14 protein-coding genes and 1 pseudogene are annotated in these 12,817 nt (G+C 45.8%); 6 read left to right on the top strand and 9 right to left on the bottom strand.

The features are described 5' to 3' along the window. Positions 1-214 precede the first annotated feature (214 nt). The 4 genes from QT990_RS23475 to QT990_RS23460 form a co-directional block, all read right to left on the bottom strand. Positions 215-1,096 (bottom strand): TauD/TfdA family dioxygenase, encoded by an 882-nt coding sequence (locus tag QT990_RS23475; protein WP_333465813.1) that lies wholly within the window; start codon positions 1,094-1,096, stop codon positions 215-217. A gap of 109 nt (positions 1,097-1,205) precedes the next feature. Then, entirely contained in the window at positions 1,206-1,979 is a 774-nt protein-coding gene (locus QT990_RS23470) for a class II aldolase/adducin family protein (RefSeq protein ID WP_333465812.1), read from the bottom strand. A gap of 69 nt (positions 1,980-2,048) precedes the next feature. After that, positions 2,049-2,822: a methyltransferase domain-containing protein gene (locus QT990_RS23465; RefSeq protein WP_333465811.1), complete on the bottom strand. Its 774-nt coding sequence runs from the start codon at positions 2,820-2,822 to the stop codon at positions 2,049-2,051. Positions 2,823-2,891: 69 nt separating this feature from the next. After that, positions 2,892-3,380 (bottom strand): GNAT family N-acetyltransferase, encoded by a 489-nt coding sequence (locus QT990_RS23460; RefSeq protein WP_333465810.1) that lies wholly within the window; start codon positions 3,378-3,380, stop codon positions 2,892-2,894. A gap of 125 nt (positions 3,381-3,505) precedes the next feature. On the opposite strand from QT990_RS23460, the gene QT990_RS23455 reads away from it, so the two are divergent. The 5 genes from QT990_RS23455 to QT990_RS23435 all read left to right on the top strand — a co-directional run bounded on the left by QT990_RS23455 (position 3,506) and on the right by QT990_RS23435 (position 7,788). Next, positions 3,506-4,378 (top strand): LysR family transcriptional regulator, encoded by an 873-nt coding sequence (locus tag QT990_RS23455; RefSeq protein ID WP_333465809.1) that lies wholly within the window; start codon positions 3,506-3,508, stop codon positions 4,376-4,378. Positions 4,379-4,568: 190 nt separating this feature from the next. Beyond that, the gene (crtE, locus tag QT990_RS23450; protein WP_333465808.1) at positions 4,569-5,495 is read left to right on the top strand and encodes a geranylgeranyl diphosphate synthase CrtE; all 927 of its coding nucleotides are present in this window, start codon (positions 4,569-4,571) and stop codon (positions 5,493-5,495) included. A gap of 14 nt (positions 5,496-5,509) precedes the next feature. Continuing rightward, the gene (locus tag QT990_RS23445; protein ID WP_333140770.1) at positions 5,510-5,968 is read left to right on the top strand and encodes a divergent PAP2 family protein; all 459 of its coding nucleotides are present in this window, start codon (positions 5,510-5,512) and stop codon (positions 5,966-5,968) included. 216 nt (positions 5,969-6,184) lie between these two features. After that, positions 6,185-7,309 carry an AAA family ATPase gene (locus tag QT990_RS23440; protein WP_333140768.1) on the top strand — a complete coding sequence of 375 codons (1,125 nt, stop codon included), beginning with the start codon at positions 6,185-6,187 and terminating at the stop codon, positions 7,307-7,309. Continuing rightward, positions 7,306-7,788 carry a hypothetical protein gene (locus tag QT990_RS23435; RefSeq protein ID WP_333140766.1) on the top strand — a complete coding sequence of 161 codons (483 nt, stop codon included), beginning with the start codon at positions 7,306-7,308 and terminating at the stop codon, positions 7,786-7,788. The genes QT990_RS23440 and QT990_RS23435 overlap by 4 nt, the downstream gene beginning before the upstream one ends. Positions 7,789-7,885: 97 nt before the next feature. Here QT990_RS23435 and QT990_RS23430 read toward each other — a convergent pair whose 3' ends face one another. From QT990_RS23430 to QT990_RS23410, 5 genes and pseudogenes are all read right to left on the bottom strand, one after another. Then, positions 7,886-8,389 (bottom strand): YbjN domain-containing protein, encoded by a 504-nt coding sequence (locus QT990_RS23430; protein ID WP_333140764.1) that lies wholly within the window; start codon positions 8,387-8,389, stop codon positions 7,886-7,888. Between the two features lie 521 nt (positions 8,390-8,910). Next, entirely contained in the window at positions 8,911-9,816 is a 906-nt protein-coding gene (locus QT990_RS23425) for a ferritin-like domain-containing protein (RefSeq protein ID WP_333140762.1), read from the bottom strand. Positions 9,817-10,126: 310 nt separating this feature from the next. Next, positions 10,127-10,258: a hypothetical protein gene (locus QT990_RS23420; protein ID WP_333140760.1), complete on the bottom strand. Its 132-nt coding sequence runs from the start codon at positions 10,256-10,258 to the stop codon at positions 10,127-10,129. A 168-nt stretch (positions 10,259-10,426) separates the two neighbouring features. Continuing rightward, positions 10,427-11,703 (bottom strand): annotated as a pseudogene (gene iscB, locus QT990_RS23415) (RNA-guided endonuclease IscB). 263 nt (positions 11,704-11,966) lie between these two features. Continuing rightward, positions 11,967-12,296, bottom strand: a complete 330-nt coding sequence (locus QT990_RS23410; RefSeq protein ID WP_333140756.1) for a hypothetical protein — start codon at positions 12,294-12,296, stop codon at positions 11,967-11,969. A 73-nt stretch (positions 12,297-12,369) separates the two neighbouring features. Here QT990_RS23410 and QT990_RS23405 point away from each other — a divergent pair, with 73 nt between their 5' ends. Continuing rightward, positions 12,370-12,810, top strand: coding sequence for a hypothetical protein (locus QT990_RS23405; RefSeq protein WP_333140754.1), 441 nt, complete (start codon positions 12,370-12,372; stop codon positions 12,808-12,810). Positions 12,811-12,817 lie beyond the last annotated feature (7 nt).

The raw sequence follows: 12,817 nt of genomic DNA, 5'->3' as shown, positions 1-12,817 counted from the left end.
TTAATGTCGCATTCGCTCGTTTAACCGCCCTCGGAACTTGGCTGTATTCAGCGGGATGGCTCTTAATGCTGTCAATCAAACAACCACTCTCAAGCTTAGCTTACGACAGAAAATACTACGAGCTGCGATGAATGATGACTACATAATGAAAATTCTCCAGTCCTTGTGCCAAGCCTGATTGAGATGCTCTTACCCTGATTGCGGGGAGTTGCATTTAGAAGGGAAACGCTGGAGAACATAACCGCAAATAAATATCCCGTTGATTATCAGAAAAAGCTCTTCGACCATGCATGATTCTAGTATTGTCAACCATTAGGATATCCCCTGTTTGCCAGGATATCTCTGTAGTTATTCTCTCAGCTACTTCATTAAGCTCAGAAACAATATCATCAGGAATTTCTGAATCATCATCAAAGCAAGGTGTGTTTGGATTTATATGTTTTGCTGCCAATAGACTGTTGATAAAGGTCGGATATTTTCCACATCTACTTGGGTGTATGGCTGGACAAATAAATTGAAGATCGATTGATTCATCTTCGTTTATTTGCCATAGTAAATTATTGTTTCTACAGTTCTGTTCTACTACTCTTAAATCATCAGTTTTGTATTTATTTTGCCAACCCTCCTTATTCAAATGACCAAAATACTTTAATTTTTTATTGCTAAATAACTCTTTGAGTGGACTACTGAGTTCATTAAATAATTGCCTACCATCACATAGTATTGTTTCACCGTCTTGTGATGCTGGATGAGCGCAGAAGAACCAAAGCATCAACGGAATATCTTGCTGATAGTACATTTCTCCATGTAATTTAATCTCGTCCTTAAAATCATTTACGCTTAAAATTGTTGCATTTCCATTAATTACTCGGCGATTAAAGACGCCTCCGGTGTAATCTAGAAAATCTGTACTAAGGGAGTTAGTGAATTGGGTAAAAGTGTCAACACTATTTTCAAACCCTCTAAACAGCAAGAAACCATAAGATTTAAACAGGTTAATAATTTCTTCCCTGTCCAGGTCTAAAATATTGACATTATCCTTATTGATGATTTGTTGACCAACATTTTCTGATAAAAGCGGTGTATTTACCTTCATATCTATCTCCTAGCTATTTTCTATTTTGTACAGAGTGTGGTTGAAACAATCACTGCCGATTCCTGGATCTTTCTCAATAGTCCTATATTCAAAATACATCAAACCTGCTTTACTCCAGCAGTTCAGGTTGTTGATGTACGATTAATTCGTAAAGCGGTTGAAAGCTAAACCAGCCTACCTGATGTGAGCCTACCTGGCGCTGCGCCAGACGAGCATTTTCGGAGTCGATGCGGATGGGGGTGCCAGCGGCCTCTGCCATCAACTGCGCCTGACAAGAACGTTCCATTGCGACAAACCACCAAGCCGCTTCATCAACTGAATGACCCACCGTGAGTAGACCGTGGTTGCGGAGGATAATGGCTTTCTTCTCCCCTAGTGCTCTTGCTATGCGCTTGCCTTCCTCAAGTTCGAGAACTACTCCCGTGTAGTCATCAAACAGGCTGTGGTCTTCGTAGAAGGAACAGGCATCTTGGGTGAGGGGGTCGAGGAGACGACCGAGGCTAGACCAGCTTTTGCCGTAAATTGAATGAGCGTGTGCTGCTGCCACCACATCAGGACGGGCTGCATGAATTTGAGAATGGATGGCATAAGCTGCCGTGTTAATAGGCTTATTGCCCTCTATAACTTCACCTTGATGGTTCACCAGCAGCAGGTCGCTGACCCGGATGAGACTGAAGTGTTTACCGAACGGATTGACCCAGAAGCAATCGAGGTGTTCAGGGTCGCGGACGGTAATGTGTCCTGCGATGCCCTCACTAAACCCAAAGTGTCCAAACAGACGTAAGGCGGCAGCAAGGTGCTGCTTGCGATGGCGGCGTTCTTCCTCAACCGTCGCAAAGGTCGGAGGCTGGAAGATGGATTGAAGTTCTTTTAAGGTAGGCATAGAATGCGTGTCAACTTAATTTGACAGGGCCGGGTTATGTTAACCTAATTTTGCTCTTCATATAAAATTTCAATAGGAATTTTTTTTGACAGCAACAACGCGAATTCGCCGGTAATCTGCAATCCAATTACCCTCGCGGTAAAGCGCCGATCGCAAACGCTCTGCAACGGAGTTAATTACCTGCGATCGCACATTATTAGACAACCCCGATAAAAACCCACCAGCAAACATCTCAATCCAATTTACCATACCCGCGCTGCCACCTTCTAGAGGAGTCGGTCGATCGAACAAAACCGCATAACCCACATCAAAACCCTGCTTTTCCAAAAGCCCAGCATACTCGCCAATACTCGGAAAATACCAAGGATTAAGCGCTTCAGGCTCCTCGCAGCCAATTTCTGACAAAACACTCAAAAGTGCGCGGACGATCGCCCCCACGTTCCCCTTACCGCCAAACTCAGCCACAAAACGCCCTCCCGGCTTCAGCGCTTTTTCCACACAATTAATCACAGCATCCGGCTGTTTAATCCAGTGCAAAACCGCATTAGAAAACACAGCATCTAACGGCTCTCCTACTTTAAAACTCCTCGCATCTGCGGCAGCGAATTTAATGTGAGGATAGTTAACTTTTGCCGTGGAAATCATCGACAAAGAGGAATCAATACCTTGCACACAAGCACCACTTTGAGCAATCTTTTCAGTTAACTGTCCCGTACCGCAGCCCAAATCCAGAATTTGTTCACCAGCCTTCGGAGCGAGTAACTCCAAAAGTGATTCGCCGTACTGCCAAACAAAAGCATGATTTTGCTCATAAAGAGCTGAATTCCAATAATTTTCTGACATCTCTTCTCTTCTTTCCTCTTTTTTTCTCTTCTCTTCGCGTTCTTAGCGCCTTCGCGGTTCGTTATTAAATTATTTGCCAGCAAGCAGATTAATTGCATTCCCATCAATACGGCAAACTCTAATATTTTCCAAAATCCGGGCTCCCTGCTTTTCATAAAAAGCAATTCCGGGCGCATTTGCAGTATTAACAGTCCATTCCATACGGCCGCAATTTGTTGACTCAGCAATTTGTGCCAAACACTTTAACAGCGCTGTCCCGACTCCCATACCGCGCATAGGAGCTTGCACAAATAAATCATCAAGCCAAAGGCACGGCTGCGTCAATAAACTTGAATAGGAGGAATAAAACATAGCAAATCCTACCGCTTTTCCCGCAACTTCCGCCAACAAAACCCGCACTAGCGGAGGCTGGAAAAACAACGTTTGCTGCAATTTATCTGCTGTTGCTGCCAACAAATTTTTAGAGCCATCAAACTCGCTTTTTTGAGAAATAAAATCCACGATTAATTCCAAATCTGCCACATCTGCTTCTCTAATTCTGATATCCAAATTAGCCATTGTTTAATTCTCAACTTCGCCTATTAATCACTGTATGAAATATCAGCATCAATGTCCAATATATGTTTAACTAACAATTTATACTTTTAAAATATCAATCATGGGGACTTATGGAGCTTCGGCATTTGCGTTATTTCATTGCAGTTGCAGAGGAACTGAATTTTACTCGTGCAGCCGAAAAACTGCATATTGCCCAACCTCCGCTGAGCCAACAAATCCAGCATTTAGAGGCAGAGTTGGGATTTCAACTGTTTCGCCGCACCAAGCGGACGGTGCAGTTAACGGCAGCGGGACAGGTTTTTTTCGAGGAAGCCGGGAAAATTCTGCAGCAAGTCGATCGAGCAATTCAACTCGGTAGACAAACCAGTCGGGGCGAACTCGGCCAACTGACGATCGGCTTTGTGAGTTCGGCAGCACACAACGTGGTTCCAGCTATTTTGCAGGCCTTTCGCACTCGGTGTCCCGCCGTCAAACTCGAACTGCAGGAACTGACAACCAATGAACAGTTGCAGCGACTGCGGTTCGGGCAAATTGATATCGGCTTCGTGCGCCCTCCGGTTGAGGAAGAGGGGATAAATTCTGAAATCGTTTTTCGAGAACCGCTGATAGTGGCACTGCCAGAAACGCATCCGGCGGCCGATCGCACGCATCTTGAATTACGCGAACTTTCCACGGAACCGTTCATTTTGTTTCCGCGTTCCCAGGCTCCGGGACTCTACGATGCGATCGTCAGTCTTTGTCAGCAAGCAGGTTTTAGCCCGATCGCGGCTCAAGAAGCAATTCAAATGCAAACCATTGTCAGCTTGGTAGCCGCCGAAATGGGCGTGGCGATCGTCCCGGCGTCGATGCAAAATTTCCAGCGCAGCGGGGTTGTTTACAAAGCGCTGCCAGAATCAACCTGCATTGTGGCGATCGCTCTAATTTGGCGCAGCGATCCAACGGCGGCGGTGCAGCGGTTTTTGGAAGTCGCCAGACAAATCAGCGGATTTGAGATTTGAGATTGTAAATTTTAGATTGACTGGCAATTTGACAAACTTATCAAAACTCAAAGATTTTCTGTGCAACAACACCCGTAGAATGATTAATTGATGCTCGGAGTTCGAGCAACTACTGCCGTAAAAGTCGGTACGATGCGACCCCAACGGCTCACAATATCCCATATAAATATTAAGTACAAGAGAGCAAGGGATGGTATTGGCAACAGAAATGGGTTCGTCCCAACCGGAATCCTCTTTCGATTTATCTACTTATCTAGTCAAGCGAAAAGAGGCGATCGAGGTAGCTCTCGACAGTTCACTCCCGGTCATCTACCCAGAGAAAATCTACGAAGCAATGCGCTACTCGCTGCTAGCGGGGGGCAAGCGCCTGCGTCCGATCCTGTGTCTGGCTAGCTGCGAACTGGCCGGCGGCACTACATCTATGGCAATTCCGACAGCTTGCGCTTTGGAAATGATCCACACGATGTCGCTGATCCACGACGATTTGCCGGCAATGGACAATGACGACTACCGGCGCGGCAAACTAACGAACCACAAAGTCTACGGCGAGGATATCGCCATTTTGGCTGGCGATGGTTTGCTGACCTATGCTTTTGAATTTATCGCCACTAAAACTGAGAACGTACCCCCCCAACAGGTGTTGCAGACGATCGCCCATTTGGCGCGGGCATCGGGTGCTGCTGGACTCGTAGGCGGTCAAGTGGTTGATTTGGAATCGGAAGGAAAGACAGATGTTTCTCTGGAAACTTTGAATTACATTCACGCTCACAAAACAGGCGCGCTGTTAGAGGCTTGCGTAGTTTGTGGGGCAATTCTGGCTGGGGCTTCGGCTGCGGATTTGCAGCGGCTGTCTCGTTTCGCTCAAAATATTGGGTTGGCTTTCCAGATCGTTGACGACATTTTGGATATTACTGCTACCCAAGAAGAACTGGGCAAAACTGCTGGCAAAGATGTTCAAGCAGGAAAAGTCACTTATCCGAGTTTGTGGGGAATTGAGGAGTCTCGGCGCCAAGCTTCGCAGCTTGTTGCTGATGCTAAGGCTCAATTGGCAGTGTTTGGGAGTAAAGCTCTACCGCTGCTGGCGATCGCCGATTATATTACCAGCCGCAGTAACTAGAAATACTAAACACTATGCAGGAAATTTGCAGCGGCATTTTAAACAATCATGTACTCGTGGTTGCTTTGATCGCTTGTCTGGCGGCTCAGATCATGAAGTTGCCGATCGAGTTGGTCAAAAACCGCAAGTTTAATCTTCGGTATTTGGTAACAACGGGGGGAATGCCCAGCGCTCACTCGTCTTTTGTGGGCGCTTTGGCTGCTGGAGTGGGACAAACGATGGGATGGGAAAGTCCAGAGTTTGCGATCGCTGCGATCTTTGCAATTATTGTGATGTATGACGCAGCAGGCGTCCGCCAAGCTGCAGGCAAGCAAGCTCGCATCCTCAACCAAATTATTGACGAGTTTTTTGAGGAAGATCACAACCTTAATGAAGCTCGCCTGAAAGAGTTGCTGGGACACACTCCTTTTCAAGTGCTTGTAGGTTTGGGGCTGGGAATCACTATTGCTTGGATCGCAGGGCCTGCATATTAAGTTTTAAGTACGGAGTAAATTTGGGGCAGTGGTGTTTTTTGACGAGTTGGAGGTAAAAGTTGGTGGCGGGGATTAATAGTTCGGCAACTCATCCGTCTCTAGCTCAGAAAAGCACCCGAACTTTTTGGAAGTTTATGGCAATGCCTATTCCCTAATTAAGCACTTCAAAAAGTTCAAAAAGTTTTTTCACTTCCCACTCCTTGGAATTGTTTTGCTATGCTCCAAAGACTATATGTACACAACTTCAGATGCCTAGAAAACTTTGAACTGCCGATAAAGGGGATGCCATCTGCTCTCTTGATTGGAAAAAATGGTGCAGGTAAATCAACTACTGCCTCTGCATTAGAAGTCCTTCAGAAGATTTGTCGAGGCATCAATAGAATGCGCGACCTGGAAAAACTTAACCTTATTAGCTCGAAAGATTTCGCTCGTGGAAGGTCGGATGTTCCCATCCGGTTTGAAATAGAAGTATTACTCGAAGAAAAATTATACAAATATGTCCTTGCCTTAGATTTACCAGAAAAATTTAGAGAGCTTCGAGTTTTTGAAGAGCAACTGCTAGTTGCAGGAGAGCCAATTTATTCTCGAAAAGAAGCCCAAGTCACTCTTCACACCAGCTCCCAAAATCGTGAAGCTCAGTTTCGGGTAGATTGGCATCTTGTTGCCCTGCCAGTAATTCAGGAGCAATCTGAGACTGATCCGCTTCATATTTTCAAGACTTGGCTGGCTCGCACGATCATTTTAGCCCCGATTCCCAGCTTGATGACTGGAGACTCAAACGGTGAAACTTTGGAACCAAAGCGAGATGGTTCAAACTTTGGGGAGTGGGTTTCGGGCTTACTGAGTCGCTATCCTGCGGCCTACACACAGGTTGATAAATATCTCCGAGAAGTCATGCCTGACATTCAGGATTTTCTGAATGAACTAATCGGCAAAGACTCGAAAAGCATGATTGTTCGGTTTGAAGCAAATAATGCGAATCTAAGTATTGAATTTAATGACTTATCTGACGGGGAGAAATGCTTTTTTCTTTGCGCTGTTGTCTTGGCTGCCAACAAATTTTATGGCCCCCTTTTTTGCTTCTGGGACGAGCCAGATAACTATCTATCCTTATCGGAGGTTGGACATTTTGTAATGTCTCTGCGACGCTCATTTAAAAATAGCGGTCAAATCTTAGTGACATCGCATAATCCTGAAGCAATCCGCAAGTTTTCAAATGAAAATACCTTTGTATTAGATCGCAAAAGCCACTTAGAGCCAACTTTAGTCAGACCGCTGAGTGAGATGTCTGTTAAAGGCGACCTGATAAATGCCTTGATTGGTGGCGACATAGAGCTATGAGTAATAAGTATCAACCGCACATTCATGTGTTGGCGGAAGATGATGCTAATCGCCAGATTGCCAACGGATTTCTTCTTGCGCCAAACCTTAATAACCGTGCTGTTAAAGTCCTGCCACTTCCTGGTGGTTGGAAAAAAACTGTGGAGGAATTCACGAAGAAGTATGCGTCTGAAATGCGACAATTACCACAAAGAATGATGGTTTTGCTCATTGATTTCGATGATGATGAAAATCGGTTGAGTTATGTAGAAAGTCATATTCCAGATGATCTAAAAGCAAGAGTATTCGTGCTGGGAGTGCTATCTGAACCAGAGAATCTAAGGACAGACATCAAAAAGACTTTTGAGGAAATTGGAGAAGGTCTTGCAAAAGATTGTTCTGACAACACAAATGAGTTATGGGGACATAATCTTCTCAAACACAACAAAGCAGAATTAGATCGTATGGCTTTATCTGTAAAACCATTTCTCTTTAAATAAATAGACCAAAAGTCGCGCACGCTACTTAAATGTCAGGTGCGCGATTGCCAATAATTTAGCGGAGTGTGGCTCGATCAAAAGTCGCGCAGCCTAATGACTACTGACCGAATTCTGCTTGCAGCAGGTCATCGTTGTCATCGGCGATCGTGGCGACAATAGTAATAACCCGGGAAATTTCCCCGGTCGAGATTTCCGCCATTGTCCGAGTCGATACTACGGCAACTTGATTGTCAACAATCGCAAAATGAGATTCCAAAGTAGACAGCCAATTCATTTCTAGAAGTTTCCGCATTAATTGAGCTTCATTCTTAGCTGGCAACTGCAGTACAAAAGCCCAAACAGTCAAAGTATCATCTTCGGTTTCGCCCGTGAGTTGCACGAACACTTCAACACTGCCGTACTTAAACTTCCAAAGATGTCCGCCAGCTTCACTTTGACCGACCATCACTTTTTGGTCTACAGCCATGCTGGCGATGACAGTTTCAATTTCTTCTGCATAGGTGACGGCTGTGGCTTTTTCGACCTGCTCGGAGGCGATCGCGCTTTCACTCGATTGGCTTTCTGCGGAAGCTGTTTGTATGTTCGGCTCGCTGGTAGTCATCAGAAATATGGGTTTGAAACCCCGTCCTTTTAGGACGGCTTTACATTGAGTTAAAACATGCAGCGGGGTGGAGGGGTATGGTTGCCCCTCCGATGAGGTATGGTTGCCTCAATCTCATGAAGGAGTAAAGTTAGCACGCGCCTTTGTTTTGAGAGCTTGTTAGGCCCAAAGCACTGTCCCTGTTACCTTAGAACTGTTTAACCTTCAGCGACAGAGCAAGGAACTAGCTACGCATTCTCCCGGTGTCGTGACTCAAAAAACGTAGTCAGTTAAGACTTAGGCCCGTCAGAACGGCTTGTTAGATTTCTCCTTCAAGCCTCATGCCTTTAGGCTGAGGTTCCTGACGATTATATTTAGATGGAAAACTATTCCAATAATCAGTTTACTTGCTAAAGCTTAAAATTATGACTTTAAATAACTGGTTCCGAGGCTAGGCCTGGGAACCAGTTAATCTCGCTTGTTTGCGGAGGCAGACGCAAGTTTGACTTGCAGAGCGGTTTCAACCAGGTTCCCGATCGTATTTAAGGCTTGGGCTTAGTCGCCGTCGGCTTCTTCTCAATGGTATTCAAGCCGTTGAGGAACATGGGCACCAATTTCTCCATAAATGCCTGCGGGTCGCGGTTCCAGGCGCGCTGAGCTACATCGACTCTAGTCATTTGCAGATCCGGGGCGAGCAGGGTTCTGGGTAAGCGTTCCATCAGGTATTGCGGGCGTTCCCACATCGGCATGGTGTTGGCAATATCCACTAGGCGGGTGACGCGGCGGAGTTCTGCCCCCAACATGATATCCATTCCCGATTCAAAAGCTGCTTGTTCGATCGCCACATACTTGCGCTTTGCCTGTTCCACCTTTTGGCGGTGTTCCGGGCTTTTGGCAGCTATGGAACCCAGCCAGCGGTTGCCCCAGCGGACGTGACCAGCTTCTTCGGGAAAAATCTTTTCGATTGTTTCGCGGATTTTGATGTTTTCTGCGGTTTGGGGAGCCTGTTTGAGGGCGTGGATGTGCGCTGAGAAGTATTCGCAGCCCCGCTTCTCGGTGACGTTAATCGCGGCGAGGGAAGAAATTACGAAGTCTTCGCGGTTTGTGGTGGGGTCTTGTTTTTCGCTGTCATACAACCTTTCAAATTCGTCAATGTAGGAGACTCCTGGCGGCGTTCCCACATTTTGGCCGAGGTCTACCAGCAAGTCGGTGAGCCACATGGCGTGCCGCGCTTCGTCGGAAATGTGCCGAGACAGGTCGCGCACGAGTTCGGCTGGTTCCCCGTTTAGCTGTTCGATCACCTCGGTGAGGTCTTTGCAACTGCGCTGTTCGCTAAACCGGTAGCGGTTGAGGGTGATCAGGTGAATTTCGCGATCGCGCACCACTTGAGCTAAAATTTCGCGCGCTCCCATAGCGTTCCGCAGCTTGCGGGGATAGGCAACAGTCATGCTTTTATGTTGTTTTGTAAAGATACCTATATAAGTGTAACGCAGTTTTTCGGCTTCCTAATTCACTCGCAAGGCAGAAAGTTATTGTTTAGCACGGAGATTGAATTTTATACAGACAATTTTTTTACTAGCTCAACCAATGACAATAGTTTTGAGTTGCGAGTCATACCATTTGAGATTTTAGATTGTAGATTTTAGATTAAAAATGACTGATGACTATCAGGGTTTGGAGCTTTTCTACAGTTACGTTATTTTTTTAAGCTCCTATCACGCAAGGGTTGCGCGGAGCACACAAAGCAACCTCATACACTCAAAACTTGTCAGGTTCCGTCGAGTCTGAAGCCTCAACACTAGCAGACTCTTGTTGAAATTTTCGCGCCTCTTCTACTTCTAATCTAGCCAGAGTAGTCGCCACATCAGCTAACTGTAAAGCCAGATTCATCCGACAAATCGGGTTTTTTTCCCTCCAGAGGTCTTTTGCCAAGAAATGCACTCGCGGGGCGAAACATTTTAATTGAATTTGGCGGAGTAACTTTCACCAGAAAACGAGCGAGAAGCCCCTGGCTTTAGACATGGGGAGGAAAGCGGCTGCGACTTCAGTCGCCTTGAATCAAAATCCATAGGAATAGCCATCTTTTTTGTGAATAGGTTGGCAATATTTATGACTAATTCCTGCTACTCTTCCCTTCATTGTAGCGATGTCGAACGAACCGGATGCACGGCAAAGAACTCGTCCCACGTAGGAACCGACTTTCTTGCCTGCGGTGACTGTCGCGCCAACAATATCGCCAGGAGAGAAAACCCACATGGATCTGCTTTTTTGATCTATGTCGAATTGGGAAGCCAAACCGATCCGTGCCACACATTTGTCGAGTACCGTGTCCTGCTGCTTTTATTAGCAGCGGTTGAGAAGTCAGCACCTTTAATTCTTCGACTTTACCTACGCAAGCAGCATCTAACCAGTGAGATTTAGGTAGCTGCAAACGAGTGCGATTGAATTTTGTCAAGCCGCCACTACCAGTAGAAACTGGTAAACCAGTCATACGGAGTTGATTAAATAACGCCCAGCGAGTCGAATTAACGGCTGCTGCGTCTTTTAATGGACGTTTTGCTTGAGACAGGATCTTTTTCAAGACATCTGGCTTCTTAGAGAGGAATTGCTCAATGCCTTGAGTTCCTTTCTTGACATTGCATTTTTCACAGGCAAGACAAAGATTAGAAATGCGATTAGATCCGCCTTGGGCTTTGGGATGAATATGTTCGACTTGTAGTGGTGTATCTGTAGCTCCACAGTACGCGCACTTTCTATCCCACTTATTCAACAAATATTCGCGGATCTCGTAACCACATAAAACGCCTTGCTGATACTCCAGTCCACTAATCTCTGGATTTTCTAGTTGTTGTAAGTCAAATCGCACAAGTTCTTGAGCAATAGAACCAATGGGAGCGACTTTCATCAATCTAGTTGCCCAGGTTAGGGTTGTTTCGACACGATGTTGTAGGCTTGGAGCCAGCCACCCTTTCGGGCGAGTTCTATTTAAAAATTTCGCTTTTCGATAGCGAGTATGGCGATTTCTTCTGCTCCTACGCAGTGAACGGCGAGATTCCAAGCTAGCTTTAATTGATTGACCGGGCGTGAGCTAGTTCTGCACCAAAGATTACGTCCTCTCCTTGCACTAATGCGATTCCAGTAGTTTTGGAGCCAGGGTCTAATTTAAGAGTGATTGGTTTTTGGGGTGCTGTTACCTCTACTTTGAGAATGAGTGTGAATGGATACCTTTTAAAAACAGCAGCTTTGCCAGTGGTTAGCAATTTGCGAGCCAATCCTGGGCGGATTGGATTGAGCGGTCGTTTGTGACTATCAAGTACAAAAACGAAATTAGACATAAAGTCCTCCATTCCTGGGTAATGTTCGCTCCCTTGAATGTTTTATGAGCTTGTTATGCCAAAAGCACTGGTTTAACCCCGCCCGAGCCTGTTTAACTTTTAGCGATAGAGCGGAAAACTAGCGTCGCATTCTCCGGTATCATGACTCAAAAAACGTAGGTCTAATCCTGTCTCTGGTAAGGTTCGGGCTTTCTTCTTGCACCGCTGGCGATCGAGCCGGACTTCCCAAAAGCCCCCGCTTTTAAGCGTGGGGTTCCTTACGGTCATAGTCTTTCTTCGGTTGAAGTCTGAATGCCCAGCAGCACCCGTTCTAGCTCCAAGTAAACAAATGTCAGCATGATTACTTTATCTTCATCGGTGATTGTAACACTACAGGTTGCCGATCGAGGTTCAACGCCTTCGTGCCTTACAACTACAGTATATTTTCCCTGCTTCAGGTTATCAAAATTCACATCGGCCTCAAACAGATCAACTGTCTCCTCGGCCACCACTCGTCCTTCTTGAGTCAGTAAAGTGACAAACGCAATGCCGTCAACTGAAGTCATGGCGACGTTACTCTGATTGCGGATCATCACAAAAATATCGGACATCATTGGGTCATTGGTAATTGCTAATTGCTAATTTAGAATGAGTGCATAATCTCACAAACAAAGGAGCATAAATACAGTGAATTATTTCAAGTTTTTGCTAATTTTGACTATTAGTGCAGCGGTTCTCGGTTTGGGAAGAAGTGGGGCCCTAGCTGCTGTCTGGAATATCTCTGAGAATGAGCCTGGTTTGCAGATTCACGGCGTGCGGGTTGCTCAAAGGGACGATCGCAATTTAAGCAACTCGAAAGGTACATTAAAAGAAGGCAGTGCCATCTCTGTCGATCCAGATGATGTGGTTGGCATACCAAAAGCTGAGGCGCGGCAGCGTTTCATTCTGAATAAGATATATCGGGTTCAGGAAGGCACTACCGCTGAGGATTTGTTTATTGTTGATGAGAAAGCAAATAAATGGGCTGTAGAGGATGTCTCAGAAGCTACAGAGGGCGCTACTACTCACAGCGTTGCCCAGATAGTGTCGGGTGACGGGAGAGTCTGGGCGTTGATCCAGAAGTTCTAAACTCAAA

Source organism: Microcoleus sp. T3_B1 (assembly GCF_036700445.1).
Classification (GTDB): Bacteria; Cyanobacteriota; Cyanobacteriia; order Cyanobacteriales; family Microcoleaceae; genus Microcoleus.
The sequence above is the reverse complement of the archived record's forward strand: the minus strand, read 5'-3'. Positions and strand labels throughout refer to the sequence as shown.